The sequence below is a fragment of the Ruminococcoides intestinihominis genome, from assembly GCF_040096285.1.
In the GTDB taxonomy this organism is placed as follows: Bacteria; Bacillota; Clostridia; order Oscillospirales; family Acutalibacteraceae; genus Ruminococcoides; species Ruminococcoides intestinihominis.
Window position 1 is genome coordinate 42,509 of record NZ_JBBMEY010000008.1, and the last position, 21,867, is coordinate 64,375.

The 21,867-nt window shown below is 33.5% G+C and carries 17 protein-coding genes; 8 read left to right on the top strand and 9 right to left on the bottom strand.

Features of this window, described 5'->3' with window-relative positions:
• Window positions 1-7 precede the first annotated feature (7 nt).
• The gene (locus tag WMO18_RS03570; protein ID WP_211147899.1) at window positions 8-1,090 is read left to right on the top strand and encodes a TFIIB-type zinc ribbon-containing protein; all 1,083 of its coding nucleotides are present in this window, start codon (window positions 8-10) and stop codon (window positions 1,088-1,090) included.
• Between the two features lie 12 nt (window positions 1,091-1,102).
• Window positions 1,103-1,921: a TPM domain-containing protein gene (locus WMO18_RS03575; protein ID WP_211147900.1), complete on the top strand. Its 819-nt coding sequence runs from the start codon at window positions 1,103-1,105 to the stop codon at window positions 1,919-1,921.
• 158 nt (window positions 1,922-2,079) lie between these two features.
• On the opposite strand, the gene nrdG is transcribed toward WMO18_RS03575, so the two are convergent.
• Both nrdG and WMO18_RS03585 read right to left on the bottom strand, forming a co-directional pair.
• Window positions 2,080-2,595 (bottom strand): anaerobic ribonucleoside-triphosphate reductase activating protein, encoded by a 516-nt coding sequence (gene nrdG, locus WMO18_RS03580; protein ID WP_211147901.1) that lies wholly within the window; start codon window positions 2,593-2,595, stop codon window positions 2,080-2,082.
• Entirely contained in the window at window positions 2,595-4,961 is a 2,367-nt protein-coding gene (locus WMO18_RS03585; RefSeq protein ID WP_211147902.1) for an anaerobic ribonucleoside triphosphate reductase, read from the bottom strand. The genes nrdG and WMO18_RS03585 overlap by 1 nt, the downstream gene beginning before the upstream one ends.
• A gap of 427 nt (window positions 4,962-5,388) precedes the next feature.
• Here WMO18_RS03585 and polA point away from each other — a divergent pair, with 427 nt between their 5' ends.
• Complete coding sequence (polA, locus tag WMO18_RS03590; protein WP_211147903.1) at window positions 5,389-7,929, top strand: DNA polymerase I; 2,541 nt, start codon at window positions 5,389-5,391, stop codon at window positions 7,927-7,929.
• A 69-nt stretch (window positions 7,930-7,998) separates the two neighbouring features.
• Window positions 7,999-9,948, top strand: a complete 1,950-nt coding sequence (locus WMO18_RS03595; protein WP_211147904.1) for a sigma factor-like helix-turn-helix DNA-binding protein — start codon at window positions 7,999-8,001, stop codon at window positions 9,946-9,948.
• Window positions 9,949-10,011: 63 nt separating this feature from the next.
• Here WMO18_RS03595 and WMO18_RS03600 read toward each other — a convergent pair whose 3' ends face one another.
• Together WMO18_RS03600 and WMO18_RS03605 are read right to left on the bottom strand one after the other, a co-directional pair.
• Complete coding sequence (locus WMO18_RS03600; protein ID WP_211147905.1) at window positions 10,012-10,626, bottom strand: flavodoxin family protein; 615 nt, start codon at window positions 10,624-10,626, stop codon at window positions 10,012-10,014.
• A gap of 21 nt (window positions 10,627-10,647) precedes the next feature.
• Window positions 10,648-11,172, bottom strand: a complete 525-nt coding sequence (locus WMO18_RS03605) for a nitroreductase (RefSeq protein ID WP_211147906.1) — start codon at window positions 11,170-11,172, stop codon at window positions 10,648-10,650.
• A 200-nt stretch (window positions 11,173-11,372) separates the two neighbouring features.
• Between WMO18_RS03605 and fucO the strand changes: the two genes are divergently transcribed.
• A complete protein-coding gene (gene fucO / locus WMO18_RS03610; RefSeq protein ID WP_211147907.1) occupies window positions 11,373-12,521 on the top strand; it encodes a lactaldehyde reductase in 1,149 nt (382 codons plus the stop codon).
• A gap of 144 nt (window positions 12,522-12,665) precedes the next feature.
• Here fucO and WMO18_RS03615 read toward each other — a convergent pair whose 3' ends face one another.
• The 5 genes from WMO18_RS03615 to WMO18_RS03635 form a co-directional block, all read right to left on the bottom strand.
• Window positions 12,666-13,565, bottom strand: a complete 900-nt coding sequence (locus WMO18_RS03615; protein ID WP_211147908.1) for a CorA family divalent cation transporter — start codon at window positions 13,563-13,565, stop codon at window positions 12,666-12,668.
• Between the two features lie 172 nt (window positions 13,566-13,737).
• Window positions 13,738-14,856 carry a hypothetical protein gene (locus tag WMO18_RS03620; RefSeq protein WP_367286363.1) on the bottom strand — a complete coding sequence of 373 codons (1,119 nt, stop codon included), beginning with the start codon at window positions 14,854-14,856 and terminating at the stop codon, window positions 13,738-13,740.
• Between the two features lie 265 nt (window positions 14,857-15,121).
• A complete protein-coding gene (locus WMO18_RS03625; RefSeq protein WP_367286364.1) occupies window positions 15,122-16,312 on the bottom strand; it encodes a hypothetical protein in 1,191 nt (396 codons plus the stop codon).
• 397 nt (window positions 16,313-16,709) lie between these two features.
• Window positions 16,710-18,737 (bottom strand): heavy metal translocating P-type ATPase, encoded by a 2,028-nt coding sequence (locus WMO18_RS03630; protein WP_367286365.1) that lies wholly within the window; start codon window positions 18,735-18,737, stop codon window positions 16,710-16,712.
• On the bottom strand, window positions 18,737-19,087 hold the full coding sequence (locus WMO18_RS03635; RefSeq protein ID WP_211148401.1) for an ArsR/SmtB family transcription factor: 351 nt from the start codon (window positions 19,085-19,087) through the stop codon (window positions 18,737-18,739). Before WMO18_RS03635 ends, WMO18_RS03630 begins: the two co-directional genes overlap by 1 nt.
• Before the next feature lie 298 nt (window positions 19,088-19,385).
• Between WMO18_RS03635 and WMO18_RS03640 the strand changes: the two genes are divergently transcribed.
• The 3 genes from WMO18_RS03640 to WMO18_RS03650 are packed head-to-tail and all read left to right on the top strand — an operon-like array spanning window position 19,386 to window position 21,636.
• Window positions 19,386-20,729, top strand: coding sequence for an MATE family efflux transporter (locus WMO18_RS03640; RefSeq protein WP_211148400.1), 1,344 nt, complete (start codon window positions 19,386-19,388; stop codon window positions 20,727-20,729).
• 2 nt (window positions 20,730-20,731) lie between these two features.
• Window positions 20,732-21,223 carry a GNAT family N-acetyltransferase gene (locus WMO18_RS03645; protein WP_211148399.1) on the top strand — a complete coding sequence of 164 codons (492 nt, stop codon included), beginning with the start codon at window positions 20,732-20,734 and terminating at the stop codon, window positions 21,221-21,223.
• A 2-nt stretch (window positions 21,224-21,225) separates the two neighbouring features.
• Window positions 21,226-21,636 (top strand): peptide deformylase, encoded by a 411-nt coding sequence (locus WMO18_RS03650; protein ID WP_211148398.1) that lies wholly within the window; start codon window positions 21,226-21,228, stop codon window positions 21,634-21,636.
• The last annotated feature ends 231 nt before the right edge of the window (window positions 21,637-21,867 follow it).

Consider the following 21,867-nt stretch of genomic DNA (forward strand, 5'->3'; position numbering starts at 1 on the left):
AGAATATATGGCAGATATGCTTGAGTATAAATGTCCCTGTTGTGGTGGTGCAATTAACTTTGACAGTAAATTGCAGAAAATGAAATGTCCTTATTGTGACACAGAGTTTGATATGGAAACTCTAAAGTCATATGATGAGGACCTTAAGAAAAATACACAGGACAATATGAATTGGGATAATTCCAATGAACAAACATTTACTGATGAAGAAACAGAAGGTATGTCAGTTTATGTATGTAATTCTTGTGGTGGTGAAATTGTTGCCGATGAAAATACCGGTGCAACAAGTTGTCCCTATTGTGGCAACCCTGTTGTGTTAAAGGGTAGATTCTCAGGTGACCTAAAGCCTGATTATGTTATCCCGTTTAGACTAACTAAGGAAGATGCTATCAAGGCACTTTCTAAACATGTTAACAAGAAACTAGTTCCAAAAATCTTCAAAGACAAAAATCATATTGACCAAATTCGTGGTATGTATGTGCCATTTTGGTTGTTTGATGCTGATACGGAGGCTCATATTCAGTACAAAGGTACAAAGGTAAGACATTGGAGCGATAGTGACTATGATTACACAGAAACCAAATATTACCTAGTTGGCAGAGGTGGTAATGTTGGCTTTACTAATGTACCGGTTGACGGTTCAAGCCAAATGCCTGATGACCTTATGGAAAGTATCGAACCTTTTAACTTTGATGAAGCAGTAGATTTCCAAACTGCTTATTTAGCCGGTTATCTTGCTGATAAGTATGATGTTACAAAGGAAAACAGTATTAACAGAGCTAATCAGAGAATTAAAAATACTACCGAACAGTTGTTTAGAGAAACTGCAAGTGAGTATTCTTCTTTAATGACACAGAGTTCAAGTGTGCAGTTCCAAAACGGTACTTCAAAATATGCACTATATCCTGTTTGGATACTTAATACCTCTTGGAATGGTCAAAATTTCCTATTTGCAATGAATGGTCAAACCGGTAAAATGGTTGGTGACCTACCTATTGATTGGGGTGCATTTTGGAGATATTTTGCCATTATTGCAGGTTCTATAGCAGCAGTTATTATTATAATTGGCTTGTTATATAATTTACTGTAAGGAGGTACTAAAATGAAAAAAAGAGTTGTTTCAATTATTTTTGCAATTTTTCTGGTATCATTGTCTGTACTTCCTGTATTTGCAGAAAGTGAAGGTGCCAGTACATATGGTAGGCTTGTAGATAATGCAAAGCTACTATCAGAAGATGAATATAGTCAATTAAAGGAACATATTGATACTGTATCAGAAAAAAATACATTTGATGTTGTTATTGTTACCGAAAAGTCTATTGGTGACAAAACACCTACAGAATATGCTGATGATTTCTTTGACTATAAAGGTTATGGTGAGGGAGATAATCACGATGGTATTCTTTTCTTGCTAGATATGGAAAATAGAAAATGGGCTATCAGTACAACAGGTGCCGGTATTCCATATTTCACAGACTATGGTCAAGAAAAAATTATGGATGATGTTAAGCCATATTTAAGTGATGGTGAATACTATGATGCATTTGATACATTTGTCACAATGTGTGATGACTATATTAATAAGGCTATAACTGATGAACCATATGATGTAAACAATCAGCCTAAGACTATAATTCCAATATACTATATTATATTCGGTGGTGTAGGTGTAGGTGCTTTAGTTGGTTTCATTGTTGTACTTATTATGAAGTCAAAGCTAAAGTCTGTTCGTATGCAACCATTAGCAAATAGTTATGTAAAGAGTGGTTCATTTAATGTTACAGAACGCAGTGACCTTTACTTGTACCGTAATATAAGTAAAACTGCTAAACCAAAGGATAATGATAGTAGCAGTGGTGGCTCTAGTACACATACTAGTTCATCAGGTACTTCTCATGGTGGTTCAAGTGGTAGCTTCTAATTAAATAATTATTATAGAAAGGCAGTTTATACTGTCTTTCTTTTTTACAAATTTATGGCATAAAAATACCGACCTAACTAGACTGATTCTAACTTAGGTCGGTTATTTTAATTAAATTTGTTTTACATAGGGAGTGACTCTTAATCACTTATTAAAAATTATACATTTTCTGCATCAATAGCTTTGTCCTCAGCTAAACTTTTTTTAACATCAAGCAGTCGTTGATTTTTGCTACCTCTAAAGTGTAGCATTAAACTTCTTTCAGCAAGAATAAAGGGACCATCAACAAGATAGTCAACTTCCTCCAAAAGTTCTTTCCATTCAGGATGAGTGTCAAAGGAAGAAACCAGCTTTTCGAATGTATAACCTGTGTAACAGAAAACATTATATCCGTTTTCGTGACACATTTTAGCTAGTTTTGCAAGTGGCTTAGCTTGTGCAAATGGTTCACCACCGGAAAAGGTGAGTCCTTGAAGTAGTGGGTCTTTCTTAGCAGTATTGATTAACTTCTCGATTTCACAATCAAAACCACCCTCAAAGTCCCAAGTTTCAGGATTATGGCAACCCTCACAGTGGTGAGGGCAACCTTGTGTGAAAACTGTCATTCTAATTCCGGGACCATCAACGATAGATTCCTTAATTACACCGGCAAGTCTGACTATATTGTCAGCCATTAAATAGCCTCCTCACAGTCAAGACAACCACAATCAGTTGTTAGTGTGTGCTTTACTCTGTCTTCAACTTCAGCTCTCTTAGCATTGTTGAAACGGTCAACAGTACCTACAAGATAACCGGTAATTCTTCTGATTCTTTCAAAGCCCTTACCTGATTCTCCTTCTTTTCTGCCACACTTAGGACAAACATCACCGATAATACCTGTGTGACCACATACAGGGTCTCTGTCAACAGGGTGGTTAATAGAACCGTAGCCAATGCCTTGTTCCTTCATATATCTGATAACTGATTCAAAGGCATCTAGGTTTTCTGTTGGGTCACCGTCAAGTTCAATATAACTGATGTGACCACCGTTAGTTAGGTTGTGATAAGGAGCTTCAATTCTAATCTTATCAAATGCTGAAATATTGTAGTAAACAGGTACATGGAAAGAGTTAGTGTAGTAATCTCTGTCTGTAACACCCGGGATAATACCGAACTTTTCTTTATCAATACGAACAAATCTACCTGATAGACCTTCTGCAGGAGTAGCAATAACTGAGAAGTTTAGGTGATACTTTTCAGTAGCTTCGTTCATCTTCTTACGAATGTAACCAACAATTTCAAGACCAAGTCTTTGGCTTTCTTCACTTTCACCGTGGTGCTTACCTGTAAGAGCCTTTAGACATTCAGCAAGACCAATGAAACCACAAGTTAGTGTACCATGCTTTAGAACTTCTCTAACTTCATCATTAGGGTTTAGCTTGTCTGAGTCTAGCCAAATACCTTGTCCCATTAGGAATGGGTAGTTAAGAACCTTTTTCTGACACTGAATTTCAAATCTTTCCAGTAGCTGGTCAGTAACAAGGTCAACCATTCTGTCTAGCTGTTCAAAGAAGAAGTCAATGTTCTTGTTAGCAAGAATTGCAAGTCTAGGTAGGTTGATAGAAGTAAATGATAGGTTACCTCTGCCGTATGTAATTTCTCTTGTTGGGTCGTAAACATTGCTCATAACTCTTGTACGGCAACCCATATATGCAATTTCTGTTTCAGGATGACCAGGCTTATAGTAAGGTAGGTTAAATGGAGCATCAATAAAGCTAAAGTTAGGGAATAGACGCTTAGCAGAAACCTTCATAGCTAACTTGAATAAATCATAGTTAGGGTCACCCGGATTATAGTTAACACCTTCCTTAACCTTGAAAATGTGGATAGGGAAGATAGGAGTTTCGTTGTTACCAAGACCTGCATCTTCAGCAAGAAGGATGTTCTTAATAACAAGTCTGCCTTCAGGAGTTGTGTCAGTACCATAGTTTAGTGATGAGAATGGAATCTGAGCACCTGCTCTTGAATGCATTGTGTTTAGGTTGTGGATAAGTGCTTCCATTGCCTGATATGTTGAACGGTCAATTTCCTTTTCAGCATGCTTCTTAGCAAATCTCTGAATTTTACCACCAATTTGTTCACCATACATTTCTACAAGAATTGGAAGTTCAGCCTTAGCATATTCTTCACCTGCCTGTAGAGAAGGTTGGTCACCACTGATTTCTTTTGCCTTTTCAATAATTTCACTTGCAGTAGCAACTGTTTCGTCAATGTCATCAACTTCTGCCAAAAGTTCAATAGCTCTTGCTAGGTTCTGACGATATAGCTTAACATAAGTTTTCTTAACACCCGGAGCCATACCGTAATCAAAGTTAGGTACTGACTGACCACCGTGCTGGTCGTTTTGGTTGCTCTGAATAGCAATACAAGCAAGTGCTGAGTAAGAAGCAATATCATTAGGTTCTCTTAGATAACCGTGACCTGTAGAGAAACCACCCTTAAATAGCTTTACAAGGTCAATCTGACAACAAGTAGTTGTTAGTGTTAAGAAGTCAAGGTCATGAATATGAATGTCACCATCTTCGTGAGCCTTAGCATGTTTAGGGTTAAGAATGTACATTTTGTAGAACTGCTTAGCACCTTCACTACCATACTTAAGCATAGTGCCCATTGCAGTATCACCGTCAATGTTAGCATTTTCTCTCTTAACATCATTATCTTTAGCTGATTTAAAAGTTAGGTCCTCATAAATCTTCATTAGCTTTGTGTTCATTTCTCTATGTCTTGTTCTTTCAGCTCTGTAAAGAATGAACTCCTTAGCTGTTCTTGCATGACCGTTTTCAATCATCATCTTTTCAACAGTATCCTGTACATGTTCAACTGTTGGTGCAGGAATTTTCTCAACATTTTCAATATAGTCGCATACCTTGTTGGCTAAATCCTCAGCTTCTTCATAGTTTGAGCCACCAATTGCCTGTGCTGCCTTAAAAATCGCATTAGTTATTTTTTCAATTTCAAATGGTTCTTTTCTACCATCTCTCTTGGTGATTTCAGTAATCATTTCGTTCCTCCCATGTAAAATATCATATATTGTAAAACAAAATCATCAAATTACCTTATGTAAATTAAAAATAAATAAAATGTTTGTTTTTTTCGTGCTTTATTAGTATATGCCATATATTGTGTTAAGTCAACCGTTATTATTACCAATTTAACGAATAAATTTTATGTAATTTTATAAATCCTAGAATTTATGGGATTTACAATAGATTGTGTTACAAAATTGTAAACACACAATATATAGTATAGGCGTTGTAAAATGTTCAATAGTTAAAGTATAATATTCTTATTAGGAAATAAACATCTTACCTTTGTGGCAATATATAACATACACCACAATATATAGTTTCACAAAAACTTTAATCATTCTTGAAACATTTGTGTTTCTATATTATAATGTAAGTTAGAACTTTTGAAAGGAAGTATATATGAAACTTTTAGTTGTTGACGGAAATTCAATTCTAAACAGAGCTTTCTATGGAATAAGATTATTGACTACAAAAGATGGTCAGTTTACTAATGCAATATATGGCTTTTTAACAATGCTACTTAAAATACAGGAAGATGTTACCCCTGATGCTGTGGCTATTGCTTTTGACTTAAAAGCACCAACCTTTAGACACAAAGCATATGATGGGTACAAATCTAACAGAAAAGGTATGCCTGAAGAACTACATCAGCAGTTGCAACCTTTAAAGGACTTATTAACTTTACTTGGCTATACTATTATAACTAAGGAGGGTTATGAGGCTGATGATATTCTGGGTACACTTTCTCATACTTGTAAGGTTAATGGTGATGAATGTGTACTTGCTACAGGGGATAGAGATTCACTTCAACTTATTAATGATAAGGTAACAGTAAGACTTGCATCCACTAAAGGTGGCAAGGCTAATGCTATACTTTATGATGAAAAGAAGATTATGGAGGACTATGGTGTAACACCAAGACAGCTTATTGAGATTAAAGCTATTCAAGGTGATTCATCAGACTGTATTCCCGGTGTTCCCGGTATTGGACCTAAGGGTGCAGGTGACTTAATCCAAAGATTTAATAACCTTGACTATATATATGAAAACCTAGATACTATTGATATTAAAGATGGTATGAGGAAGAAACTTCGTGAAAACAAAGACAGTGCCTATATGTCACGAATGTTAGGTGAAATCAAGCTTGATATTCCTATTGATACTGATATTAATCATTATCTTGTAAATTGTACTCAGCCGGATGAGGCATCAAGAATGATGGCAAAACTAGAACTTTTTTCCTTAATAGATAAGTTTAAGCTAAAAGAAGTTGAGTCAGCAGAGGAAACTCCTAAAGAAAAGAAAAAATATTCTTTAAATGAAAAAAATACCATTGATTTATTAGGCAAAGAATTGTATATTTATAGTAATAGCAAAAGTAAAGGTGATATTGACTATCTATATATAATAGAAGAAAATGAAATCATCAAAACTACTGATGTTGATACTGTACTAAAAAGTGAAAACAAAAAGTATGTTTATTCTTCAAAAGAATTATTTGCTTATGCTGATAAAACCGGTTTTGAAATCAAGAACCTTGTTTTTGATATTACTTTAGCATCATATTTGTTGAATCCTAATTCAAGTTCATATGATATTGATAAGTTAAACGGTGAATATGAAGTTGAAACTTATGATGGTGAAGATGAATTCCTATGTAATATTGCACCAATGATTGATTTGTGTAATATTCTTGAAAAGAAAATAGAACAGTGTAATCAAAAAAAGTTGCTTAATGAAATTGAAATTCCACTTTCAAATGTACTAGCCAGAATGGAGAACCTAGGTTTTGCAGTTGACAAGCAAGGAATTGAAGATTTTGGCAAAATGTTGAAAGAAAATATTGAAAATCTTAAGTCAGAGATATATAATTCTGTAGGGAGAGAATTTAATATTAATTCTCCTAAGCAACTTGGTGTAGCATTATTTGAAGATTTAGCTTTGCCTTGTAAGAAAAAGACTAAGTCAGGTTACTCTACAAGTGCTGATGTATTGGAAAGTCTAAAGAATCAGCATCCTGTAGTCAGTATGGTGCTACAGTACAGAACATTAAGTAAGCTAAATTCTACTTATTGTGAGGGATTGTTAAAGGTTATCGGTGATGACGGTAGAATTCACTCATCATTTAATCAGACCGAAACCAGAACCGGTAGAATTAGCTCAACAGAACCTAACCTACAGAACATTCCTGTAAGAACCGAACTTGGTAGAGAAATGAGAAAGTTCTTTACTGCAAGAGAAGGTTGGGTACTTGTTGATGCCGACTATAGCCAAATTGAACTTAGAGTATTAGCCGATATTTCCGGTGACAAGAATATGATTGATGCTTTTAAGAATAATCAAGATATTCACGCAATTACTGCAAGTCAGGTTTTCAATATGCCACTTGACTTTGTTACCGGTGAAATGAGAAGTAGGGCAAAGGCAGTTAACTTCGGTATTGTTTACGGTATCGGTGCTTATTCTTTGGCTAAGGATATTGGTGTAACCAATAAAGAGGCTAAGAATTATATTGAGTCCTACCTAAAGCATTACAGTGGTATTGATAAGTATATGCACGATGTTGTAGAAAAGGCAAAAGATACAGGTTATGTTGAAACTGTATTTGGCAGAAGAAGATATTTGCCTGAACTTTCTGCAAGTAACGGAATGACAAGAGCTTTTGGCGAAAGAGTAGCAAGAAATGCTCCAATCCAAGGTACAGCAGCAGATATTATCAAAATTGCAATGATTAAGGTTGATAAGCGTTTAACGGAAGAAAACCTTGAGGCAAGACTTGTACTGCAAGTACACGATGAACTTATTGTTGAGTGTCCAAGTCATGAGTCAATGAGAGTTGCAATGATTCTTCAAGAAGAAATGGAAAAGGCAGTGTCACTTTCTGTGCCACTTGTTGCTGACTCAGCAGTAGGCAAGACTTGGTATGATGCCAAAGGTTAATGATATAGTTATTAAATAGTTTAGATATTATAGAGAATAGAGAAAAGTTTTTAAGCAGGAGGATATTTTATGAACTGCGTTAAATGTGGTAAGAAAATAAACGGTAGTGAAATGTTTTGTAAAGTGTGTGGCACTAACAACAAGGTTACTACCGATATAGTTAATAGTGCCATTGATGGCAACAAGGAGTCTTTATCATTCCTTTATAAACTAACATATAAGGATATGTACAAGACAGTTAAGTTTGCAGGTTGTCCTAAGGATAGCATTAATGAAGTAATGAAAGACAGCTATGTTCTAGGCTTTAGCAACCTATCTGGACTTAGCCATCCCGATAGATTTTCTTCTTGGATTGACAAGATTGCAATTTACCGTACAATCAACCAGCTAAAGGATACTGTTGTAGATTCTTTCCCTGTGTCAGACGGTGAAGATGAAGAAGTTGAGTTTATTCCTGAAATGCTAAAGGAATTGCCTAACAAACTTGTAGGTGAGAAAAAGGCTAAGGAATATATTGACAAAATCCTAGGTGCTTTATCTGTTGAACAGAGAATGACAATTGTTATTTTCTACTATAACAAGCTAAGTATTAAGGAAATTTCTCATGGTACAGGCTGTTCAGAAAACACAGTTAAGGATAGACTTAACACAGGTAAAATGGCAGTTGAAAAGCAAGTAGAAGCATTACAGAAAAAGGGTACAAATACTTATGGTCTTGCACCTATTTCTTACTTACTACTTTTATTTGAAAGTTTCAACAACATTAAGGGTGAATTTGATGATAAGTCACTTCTTAATTCTATATTAGAAAATAGCACTGCTACAGAAGAAGATAATGTACCGGTTGTTAACTCTAAGAAAGAAGAACCAAAGGATGAACCTAAGGAAGAACCAAAGGAAAAATCCGATGAAGCAGTAGCACCTATTAATGTAAAGGACATTAGTTCTTTAGCACCTGTAGATGTTGATGATGAACCTACCGAAGAAGGAAATAAAGAAGATACAGATACTAAAGAAAACATTGAAGATGTAAAGGTAGAAGAATTATCCGATAAGGAAGATAATTCTACTGAAGAAAATAAATCTGAAAATGTAGAGGCAACTAAGGTTATTCCTACAGAAGAAATTAAGGAATCAACACTTACTCTTGATGTACCACTTGATACTTATGAACTTGGTGCTAGTACTGATAGTGATAATCTTGATGTTGAAAGCAATTATGATGTACCATCTCATGCTATGGATATTGATGATGATGACTTTGAAAGGGAAGGCAAAAGCCTTGGTTTCAAAATCGGTATCGGTGTTGTAGTATTTATTGTTGTTATTGCTTTAACAGTAGCAGGTTACTTGTTCTATGATTACAATTATAGCGATGACCCAATTATTAAGCCTGAAACAACTACTCAGAGTACTACAGTTAACACATCAACAACTGCACCATCTTCAACTGTACCAACAACAGTTGACCCTGATAAGGCAAAGCTAACTAATGCTGAAACAGTAAAGATGATTAGCTTACTACTTCCAACTGATAGCCACCATACACCTAACTTTGTATCAGCATCAGCAAGTGACTTAATTGATATGTGTATCAATTCAGCTACTAACTCAGCAAATGATGAAAACGCAAAGAGCCTTGTGGGTGACTTTAAGAAAGACAGCAACGGTTTCTATATTAAGAAAGATGATGTTGTTACAGCAGTAAAGAGTGTATTTGGTAAAGATGTAAGCAGTAGTAAATATGATGGTGCTTACAAGCTAAAGGATAATAAGTTCTATACTGATAATCCGGCATCAAGTGATGCTTATAACCATAGTTATAAGATTGAAAAGATTATCACAGATGACGGTAATGCACTAAATGTTTACTATACTTATTATGACAATACTGCAAAGAAACTAAGATACAATCATGCCGGTGTTGTAAGAAATAACGGTGATACTGATTATCCATTCACTCTATATGGTAGTGAAGAACTAACAAAGAGTGAATATAAGGATGCAATCGGTAAGTAAAAATATTGCAAAGAAATAGGGTGGACAATTTGTCCACCCTTTTACTTTATAAATTTTAAACTATTAGATAAAGTGTGTATAAATTCTTTCTTCATACTTTGGAAGTCCAAATTCCTTTTTGCCAAGTTCAATGCTTTTCATAAGAAATGTCATATTCTGAGCAAGAACCCTCATAGTCTGTTTACCCTCATGGTCAAGGTCTGCTTGACCTTTTTCTCTGCCATGAATACTGTTCCAGTATTGACTTGGTGCAACAGGCATATTTGAAATTGTAAAGTACTTGTTCAGTTCATCAAATGTAGCTGAACAACCACCTCGTCTAGCACATACAACACTAGCACCTACCTTCATACTTTTATCAAAGTGAGTGCTATAGAATAGTCTGTCTAAAAATGCAATTAGTGTTGCATTAGCTGATGCATAATAAACAGGACTTGCAATAACAAGACCGTCTGCCTTTTCAAACATAGGTGCAATTTTGTTTACTTCATCATCAAAGATACATTTGCCTTTTTCGTAACAATAACCACAAGCAGTACAACCTCTAATATCCATATTGCCGATTTGTACTGTGTTAACTTCAATATGGTTTTTCTTAAAAACAGTTTCCATTTCGTTAAGTGCAATAGATGTGTTGCCGTTAACTCTGGGACTGCCATTAATCATTAAAACTTGCATACTATTCTCCTTGAATGAAAATTAGTCTATATAATAAACATACTCATCTTTTCTTTTAGCCGGTGTAGGTTCTTCACAATCTGCATAACCTAATACACAATGACCGATACCCTCATAGTCACCACTAATGCCAAGTGACTTTAACAGTTCTTTGCCTTCTTCACTTTCAAATTCTTCCTTTGCTCTGTGAATCCAACATGAACCAATACCTAAGTCATGTGCAGCTAACATAAGGTTCTCCATAACCAAAGTACCATCATAGATATAAGTAGGTTTTTCCTTGTTAGCAAGTACAATTAAGCATACAGGTGCATTGTAGAATGGGTCAAAGTTTTCATCCTTACCCATAATAATGCTATTCATTTTGGATAGCTTATCTCTAACTTCCTTGTTAGTAACTGCAATAATAATAGGGGACTGAGCACCTCTGCCGGTAGGTGCATATGTTCCGGCTTCAATAATTTTATCCAAAACATCCTTTGGAATCATATCTGACTTAAACTTTCTGATACTTCTTCTTGATTTTATAGCTTGTAATGTTTCCATTATAAATACCTCCTTAGTTTCTATTATTATTTTATCATTTTACATTGTTAGTTACAAGGTGCTTATATGTGCTTTTCACATAATTTTCAGGTTGAAAATGAAAAAATTTGTAAAAAACTAGTGACAAATGCAAAATAAAGGTGTACAATATAGACAATAAATATTTTGATACGATATATTTTTTATAAGGAGTGTTTAATATGGCAAATAGATTTGTCTTAAATGAAACAAGTTATCACGGTAAGGGTGCAATTCAAGAGATTGCTACAGAAGTAAAGGGCAGAGGCTTTAAGAAGTGCTTTGTTTGTTCTGACCCTGACCTTATTAAGTTTAATGTAACTAAGAAAGTTACAGATGTTTTGGATGCAAATTCTATTGATTATGAAATTTATTCCAAGATTAAGGCTAACCCAACTGTTGAAAATGTAAAGACAGGTGTTGAAACTTTCAAGGCTTCAGGTGCTGATTGTATTATCGCTATTGGTGGTGGTTCATCAATGGATACTGCAAAGGCTATCGGTATTATTATCAAGAACCCTGAATTTGCCGATGTTGTTTCTCTAGAGGGTGTAGCCCCAACAAAGAACAAGTGTGTTCCTATTATTGCAGTTCCTACAACTGCCGGTACTGCTGCCGAAGTAACTATTAACTATGTTATTACAGATACTGAGAAGAACAGAAAGATGGTTTGTGTTGATGTACACGACATTCCTGTTGTTGCAGTTGTTGACCCTGATATGATGAGCTCAATGCCTAAGGGACTAACTGCTGCTACCGGTATGGATGCTCTAACTCATGCAATTGAAGGTTATATTACTGCCGGTGCTTGGGAACTTAGTGATATGTTCCACCTAAAGGCAATTGAAATTATCTCCAAGAACCTTCGTGGTGCAGTAGAAAATACACCTGAGGGCAGAGAAGGTATGGCTCTTGGTCAGTACATTGCCGGTATGGGTTTCTCAAATGTTGGTCTTGGTATTGTACACTCAATGGCTCACCCACTAGGTGCAGTTTATGATACACCTCATGGTGTAGCTAATGCTATTATTCTACCAACAGTTATGGAATATAACGCACCTGCTACAGGTGAAAAGTATAGAAATATTGCAAAAGCAATGGGTGTTACAGGTGTTGACGATATGTCACTTGATGAAGCAAGAAAGGCAGCAGTTGATGCAGTAAAACAGCTTTCTCAAGATGTTGGTATCCCTGAAAATCTAAAGGATATTGTAAAGCCTGAGGATGTTGACTTCTTAGCACAAAGTGCTTATGATGATGCTTGTCGTCCGGGTAATCCAAGAGAAACTTCTGTTGAAGAAATTAAGGAACTTTATTTATCCCTAATCTAATTATATTCCTCCAAAGAATTAAAATGAATAAATGTTAAAAAAGATAATTTTATATTTCTTTTGTTCCTACCTCTTATAGAAAAGGCCTCTAACTTTTTTAGTTAGAGGCTTTTTCATATATAGCTTATTAAATTATGTGTAAAATCAGAACCACTTTTTCTTTTTAAAGAAAATTATACTGCCCACCACAATAACAATGCATAGTGCAATTACAATAGGGTAACTGTATTGGTAGTGAAATTCAGGCATTTGCAAGTTCATACCGTACCAACCGGCAATTAAAGTCAAAGGTGAAACAATAACAGTGATGATTGTTAGAATTTTCATAGTTTTGTTAAGTTCAAGGTCAACCTGAGATTGATATGTACTCCAAACTTCTGATGCGTAACTAAGCAGGTTATTTGTCTTAGAATATAGTCTGTCCAGCTTACTGTCAATTAGTGAAAACTTTTTTAATGTTGATTTGCTATAAAAACCATTTCTGTTTTCTGAAAGGTCAGCTACTAGGTTAAGCAGTAATTCATAGTACATTTCAATTTTCATAAGGTGCTTTTTGATAATAAGCATTTTCTTTGCCATATGCTCATCAATATTATTGTCAAAAATTTCAGACTCAAACTGTCTAAGTTCTGCACCAATATCCTCAAGGTGAATTAAGTCACCACGAATAATTCTCATCATAAAGTGAAACAGTACTGTATTAATATTGAAACCGTTAGGAAAGGACTTCATTTCATCCATAACAGAAATAACATAGTTGTAGTCAGTTGAATAAAAGTCAAGGTGACCGTTAGTAATAATTATATATACGGGATTGATTTCATCTTGCAAATTTTCAATGTGAATGTGGTTAATGCATATAAGGTCAAAGCCATCATAGCTTTCAAACCTACTGTATGTTCTTGATGCCATATAGTCGTCAGATAACTGTTCGCTATGTGCAACAAATGGATTCACACCTTCTTTAAGTTTTGAAACTGTAATCAAACTTTCTTCTTTATGCTCGATTCTTATAACTTTTCCATCTAATATTGTGTAGTACATTTTCAATCACCACCTTATCCATTATATGTTTTTTCAGCATTATTTTCAAGGTGGTTTACTTTATTTCACCTTGATTTACAATGTGAAAAGTAAAAACTGCATCCTACTGTTAAGTAGAATGCAGTTAATTATTGATTTAGAATATAACAATACTTCTCTAATAAATTATTAACTAATTATCAATAATATAACTATTAGGGTCGCACTCATGATATACTAATTTGTTACCAAACATATACATGTCAATATAATAATCTTTATTTGTAGTCTTAAAGAATACAGATGGTTTGCTACCTCTGGTTTTTACATTAACAATGTAGTATGAACCATCAAGAGAGATATTAATATATACCTTGTTATTATAGAATAAAGCATCATTAATCCAATAGTGTTTCTTTCCTGTATAGGATGTGTTGGTTACTTTATATATATCACTTATAGCACAAAGTTTATATTCTTTGTCAGTACCTGTACGCTTATAAAATAATTCTTCTTTTTTGCTATTTAGCTTACTATAAATAACACTACTACCATTATTAGAGTTATAGTACTTATAAACATTCTTTGTAACAATTCTTCTTACATCCTTTTTGTCAAGGCTCTTAAGATTGTTGTTCTTGTTTATATAGTACATATAGTTCTTTGTAACATAAATCTCTTTTGCAGTAAATGTTGTCTTTTTACCATTAGCAAGGTTATAGGCTTTGTTTTGATAATAAATTTTACCATTAAATACATTAATGTTTGTTAGATTATCGCTATACACTTTAAAAAGTGTAGTAAGCTTATTGTTTCTGAATAATTTAACAGTGTAGCAAAATTTATTAACTTTTTTGTTGTATGTTTTTTCATAGAAAATAGCACCGGAACCATAGCCACCTAATAATAGAACATTACTGATTTTGCTTTCCTTTACTTTATAAAGAACCTTTTTGTTTTTTCCGTTAAGGTCAACTGTTTTGATTTGATATAGATAGTCATTAAAAATTTCTTTCTTTATACAGTAATATACCTTATCTCCTCTAACATAATATCCAAAAATACCTTCATATCCATATGGGGTATCATACTTATCAAGAGTAATATATTTATTTCCACTATTCTTGTAATAAGCAAATGGTCCCCAAAAATCAGTAGTTATTGTACCTTTGCTGAAATTTAATATATCATCATATGTTGCAACATAAGTATTAGGAACTGTTTTAGCCTTTTTAGCAGAAACAGAAGTAGGAATAATCATAACAGATATTGCCATAATTACGGATAATAAAATAGATAATAATTTTTTCATAGTTAAACCTCCTTTATAATCAAATGTAACATTCCACAATAATTATCCAGCCATCGGACTACCTTTTAAACCTTTCAAAATAAATACTGTCAATAAATCACGAACATTGACAGTCTAATTACCTTTCTATATATAACACTATTTAACTTAGCAAAAGGTTACATAATTTTGTAATTTTTTATAAGTATTTTTTCTTAGAATGTATAATTAAGTAAAAGTAAATGGTCTGTATTTCTACAGACCATTTTGCTATAATACTATTCATTTAATCGTCAATAATATCTGTATCAAATGGATCGTATAGATTATATTTGAAAGTATTATTGAAAATATATGTATTAATTTCGTATGAATAAGGTGCTTTATAATAAATCTTAGGAGTTCCACCTTTTATGCCCACAGTAACAATATGACTATATTTAACATTATAATCAGGAAGAACTAGAACTCCGTATGTTTTATCAGCTTTTCCTTCGCTCGTTGTGAAATAAACTTTGTTTTTGTGTAATATAGCTGTGCCTACTACAAACATATTCTTATCAGATTTTCCTACAAGATTTTTAATATCATTTTCAGAACAAAGTCTGATTTCTTTGTTTGTACCTGTTTTTTGATAAAAAACTTCTTTTTTATCTCGGTTTAGTTTACTGTAAATGACAGTTTTGTTGTTGTCAGAGCAATAATAATATCTAACTTTCTTTGCAACAATTCTTCTTACACCATTTTTGTCTAAACTCTTAAGGTTATTGTTCTTGTTAATGTAATACATATAATTTTTTGTAACATAGATTTCTTTAGCAACATAACTTGTTGATTTACCTTTTGCTAAATCATAAGCTTTATTATTGTAGAAAATCTTACCACCAAAAATATTTATACTTGAGAAAGAAATAGGTGTGTAGAATTTGATAAGTGTATTTACCTTTTTGTATCTAAACATTTTAATAGTGTTAAGAACTTTGTTTTTCTTTTTGTCGTATTTTTTTTCATAAAAAACAATACCGGAGCCATATCCACCGATAATATCAAAATAATCTGCTACTGATGATACAGAACAAACAGTTTTTTTATTTTTACCATTTAGGTCAACTGTTTTAAATTGATATAGTGTATCTTTTTTTCTTTCTTTCATAAAGCAATAATAAACTTTACTGCCTCTTACATAGTAACCATAAATATTTCTATCGTTACCCTCATCATTTCTTTTACATTTGTCAAGAATTATAGTTTTTCCATTAATTTTAGTTAAGCGTAATACAGTCTGAGATGAATCAGAATATGTATATACAGTACCCTTATTTGGAACATATATTCCTTTAATACTAGGATTATCACACCAGTCTGCAACATAAGTATTAGGAACTGTTTTAGCCTTTTTAGCAGAAACAGAAGTAGGAATAATGATAACAGACATTGCCATAATTACGGATAATAAAATAGATAATAATTTTTTCATAGTTAATCCTCCTTTATAATCAAATGTAACATTCCACAATAATTATCTAGCCATCGGACTACCTTTTAAACCTTTCTGATTAATACTGTCAATAAATCCCGAACCTTGACAGTCTAATTACCTCTTCTATATATAACACTTTTCAACTTAACAAAAGGTTACATAATTTCGAAAAATTTTTAGAAAATTTATTGTTATATATATAATTGCTTAAAACTTACTCTTTAATGTAATTATATCATAGATTTTATAGACGTGAAATCCAATTACCAAATATTAGATAGAAAATTGAAACTATAATTTGTATATTTTACACAAACAATAAGGAGCAGTATGAACTGCTCCTTAGGGGGTAATATGAAATTAATTCTAATATAGAATTATTCTTGTAATTATATTAATCTTTTGGCTTTAGTAGTCGCATTGCATATAGAATACAAATCATTGATAAACCTGTATCACTTAGTACACCCAGCCACATTGGTGCAATACCAAAGATAGCAAGTACAATAACAAGTGCCTTAACAACAAGTGCAAAAGTAATAACTGCTCTTATTGTATTCATAATTCTTCGTGATGTTTTCACCATTGTAGGTAGTGACTTTAGTGTACCGTCAGAAAGAACTGCATCACTTGCTTCAATAGCTGCATCACTGCCAAGTCCCATTGCAACACCACAATCAGCAAGTGCAATTACCGGTGCATCATTGATACCGTCACCAACAAATACTGTAGCCTTGTGACTTTTCTTTAATTCTTCCATATGCTTAACTTTTTCGTTTGGAAGTAGGTTGCTAAATAGCTTTGTGATACCTGTTAACTTTGCAACACTTTCAGCTTTCTTTTTGTTGTCACCTGTTAGCATTACAAGGTCCTTTGCACCAAGTTCTTTTAGGCTCTTTAGTACCTTAGGTGTTTCAGTTCTGATTGTATCATTAACTGTAATACCACCAACTAACTTGCCGTCAATTAGTAAGAATACTGATGTGTCATCAGTAACTTTCTTTTTATCTTCTTCACTTAGTAGTCCAATATGACCTACTGTGTAGTTTTTGCCGTCAATAATAGCAGTAACACCATTACCGGCTTTTTCTTGATAATCGTCAGCTTTTAATGTTTCAACATTTTCTAACTTAGCCTTTTGCTTAATAGCTTGTGCAATAGGGTGAGCACTGTATTCTTCAGCAGTAGCAGAGAATTTTAGAATATCATTTTCAGATATTTCGCCATAGCTTGTTACCTTAGTAACCTTGATTTTACCGTTAGTTAGTGTTCCTGTTTTATCAAACACAAAGCAGTCTGCCTTTGCAACTGATTCAATGTATTTGCCACCCTTAATCATAATACCTCTTTTACTTGCACCACCAATACCGGCAAAGAATGCAAGTGGTACTGAAATAACAATAGCACATGGGCAAGAGGCAACTAAGCAAACCAAAGCTCTGTATAGCCATACTGAGAATGTACCACCAAATATAGTTGGAATAACTGCAACAAGAATAGCGATAACAACTACAATAGGTGTATATACTCTGGCAAATCTAGTGATGAACTTTTCGGAGTCACCTTTGTTTTGCTGACTGTCTTGTACCATCTTAAGAATACGAGATGCAGCAGAGTTATCAGCAGTTTTAGTAGTTGTAATTTTGATTACACTTTCACCGTTTTGCATACTACTCATAACATCAGTACCAACAACACCATCAAGAGGAATACTCTCACCGGTAATTGTTGATGTATCAATAGCTGAAGAACCTTCACAAATTACACCGTCAAGAGGAATTCTCTCATAAGGCTTAACTAGAATTGTGCTACCAACAGGAACTTTTTCGGCCGGTACTTCCTTTTCACCCTCAGGTGTAACAAGGATAGCAGTATCGGGTCTGATTTCTGCCAATGACTCAATACTCTTTTGACTTTTCTTAACTGCAAAGTCCTCAAGAAATTCACCTAGCTGGAACAGTAATGTAACAAATGCTGCCTCAGTAAATTCACCTAAACAGAAAGCAGCAACTACTGCAATTGCAAGTAAGGTTGTTTCGTCAAGCTTTAGCTTGAATAATGACTTAATACCCTCAATAAATGTTTCATAACCACAAGCAAGTGTTGCTATGCCACACATAATGCCAAGTGCAATAGGGTTTATGTCAATTGTTAAATGTAGAATAAATGCCACTAAAGTCAGTACAGCAGAACCGATTAATAAGCCAAGTTCAAGGCCTTTGCTTTCTTCTTTTTCTTCATGCTCATCTTCATCATCGTGGCAATGTCCACAACCACAATGTATATCTGCGTGTAATCCGTCGTGGTGATGTTCGTGTTCACAACAACAATCATCATGGTGGTGATGATGGTGCTTTTCTTCCTTTTCATCATGACAATGTCCACAAGTGCAGTGAACTTCAGGTGCTTTGAATTTATCCATTAGTCATCCTCCATAATATGTTCAAGTCCCATTTGATATAAAAGTTCAACATGTAAGTCGTCAAGACTGTAAAAACTTTGTTTACCCTTTTTCTCAACTTTAACAATATGATTATTTCTAAGTACCTTTAGCTGGTGGCTAATTGCACTTTGTTCCATTCCTAAACAATCAGCAATACAACATACCGATAGGGAAGTGTGTCTTAATATGCCAATAATCTTTAACCTTGTGCTATCTCCAAAAACTTTGAAGAAGTCAGCCAGTGGCATAACCTTCTCTTCCGGTGGTAAGTTCTTTACTGCCTGTTCCATAAGGACTTTATGCTCACTATGTGTAGAAGTAGTTTCCATTATATTCACCTTCTTAATTGATTATATGAACATATGAAAATATGAATATCTGTTCATATGATGGTTATATTATATTCTTAGTTTTTTAAGATGTCAATACTTTCTTTTTATTTTATGCAATATTTTATTAGAATTTCTGTTTTGCATAATAGTAGGGCATAGGTGTTGTACAAATTTCCAATACAATAAATATAAGCTGAAATATTTTGCAGAAATTTGAAATTATTTGATTATTTGTATAGAAAAATATATTATGCTATGATATAATGATTTAAATTTGTATGTGAGGGATTTTTGTATGGAAAATAAAAAAGAATTAAAATTATTTAGCTTAGCCTGGCCTATATTTATAGAAACAGCATTGTTTATGTTGCTGGGCTTTATCGATGTGTTTGTACTTAGTAAGTATGATGATCTGGCAGCATCTGCTGTAAATACTGCTAACCAAGCAGTTTCTATTGTAACAATAGTATTTACAGTTATTTCCGGTGCAAGTGCAGTTTTGATTTCTCAATCACTTGGTGCAGGTAACAAGAAAGGTGCATCAAGAATTGCAGCACTTTCTATTACATTTAGCTTAATTTTTGGTATAATAATAAGTGCAATTCTTATGTTCTTTAACAAACCTATTCTTAGCTTTATTGGTGCTACAGGTCAAATTTTGGAATTTGGTTCACAGTACCTTTCTATTGTAGGTGGATTTTTATTTCTACAGGCACTACTGAATATTATGGCAGTTATTATCAGAAACCATGGTATGACTCAGATTTCTATGTATGTAACTGTTGGTATGAATATTATCAATACTGTACTTGATGTTGTGTTTGTTTTAGGTTTGTTTGGTATGCCTAGACTAGGTGTTATGGGTGTTGCTATTGCAACAACATTCAGTAGATTTGTTGGTACTATTGTACTTGCTATTGTTCTTTTTAAGAAAATAGAAAAGCCTAGTATCTTTAAACTACTAAAGCCTTTCCCTAAGGGTGATACAAAAAATATAGTAAAAATCGGTGTACCGTCAGCTTTAGAAAGTTTCCTTTACAATCTTTCTCAGCTTGTAATTACTTCAATGGTACTAAAGTGTTTAACTGATACAGACCTTATTACTAAAACATATGTGCAGAATATTACAATGTTTTTCTACATATTTGCAGTATCAATAGGTCAAGCATCACAGATTATTATAGGTCATTTGGTAGGTGCTAAGAAATTTGATGATGCCTATAAGCAAGGCTTTAGAGGCTACAGAAATTGCTTGTTTATTACAATAGCAGTTTCAATTATAGGTATGTTACTTGGTAAGGTGTTAATGGGTGTATTTACCGATAATCAAGAAATTATTACACTAGGCTCTAATATACTGATGATGAATATTTTTCTTGAACTTGGCAGAACAACAAACATTATTTTGATTGCTTGTCTAAGAGGTGCAGGTGATGTATTCTATCCTACAGGTTGTGCAATTTTCTCAATGTGGTTTATTAGTGTATTAGGTTCATATGTATTTGCAGTAGTCCTTGGTCTTGGTATTTATGGACTATGGATTGCTTTTGCAGCTGATGAATTGTTCAGAGGCATAATGATGATTATTAGATGGAAAGGTGGCAAATGGAGAAGTAAGCGTATTGCTGTTTCTCAGTAAAAATGGAGATTGTATTAAAGAAGTTTGATGAAAGCCATATTGATGGTATGGTGAAAATTTGGAATGATGTAGTAATGGACGGTATTGCATTTCCGCAGGAAGAAACTTTGGATTATAATTCCGGTAAAGAATTTTTCAACAGTCAGTCCTATTGTGGTGTGGCAGTTAATAAAGAAACCGATGAAGTTATGGGAATGTATATTCTTCATCCTAATAATATAGGCAGATGTGGACACATTGCTAATGCAAGTTATTGTGTAGGGAAGAATAGCCGTAACCTTCATATTGGCGAAAAGCTGGTAACAGATTGTTTGGTACAGGCTAAAAAACTTGGTTTCAAGATTATGCAGTTTAATGCAGTTGTAAAGACAAATGCAAATGCCAGACATTTATATGAAAAGCTAGGATTCATTCAGCTAGGTACAATCAAAGGTGGCTTTAAGATGAAAGACGGTCACTATGAGGATATTTGTCCATACTATAAGGAGTTGTAATTATGGTTAGAAAAATTGTAAGAGATGTTATTTTCTTAGGTCAAAAGTCAACTGATGCAACAATTGCAGATATAAAAACTGCTATGGACTTAGTGGATACATTAGAGGCAAACAGAAATACTTGTGTTGGTATGGCAGCTAATATGATTGGTGTTAAGAAAAGAATTATTGCCATCAACGATAATGGTTTCACTAAGTTAATGATTAATCCAACTATTACTGCAAAAAGCAGTAAGTTTGAAACTGAAGAAGGTTGCCTTTCATTGTCAGGTGTAAGACCTACAACAAGATATAAGAATATTACAGCAAAATACCTTGATATGAATTTTAAGGAACATACCGAAAAGTTCACAGGTTGGACTGCTCAAATCATCCAACATGAAGTTGACCATTGTGACGGTATCGTAATCTAAAGTCTGTATCATAGTGTATAAAGTCTGTATCATAGTTTATATTTTTAATTATAATAGTTTATATTTTTAAAATTACTTCTAAATTTAGGTGAATGTATCTTGGATATGTTCACCTTTTTCATTTGTAAAATAGTTTTTATTTTTCCTATGTTAAGGTTAATTAGATAAATTTGGGTTTGTAGTGCTATTCGAAAGTTTTATTTAATATGGAATTGTAAATGAATTTACAAT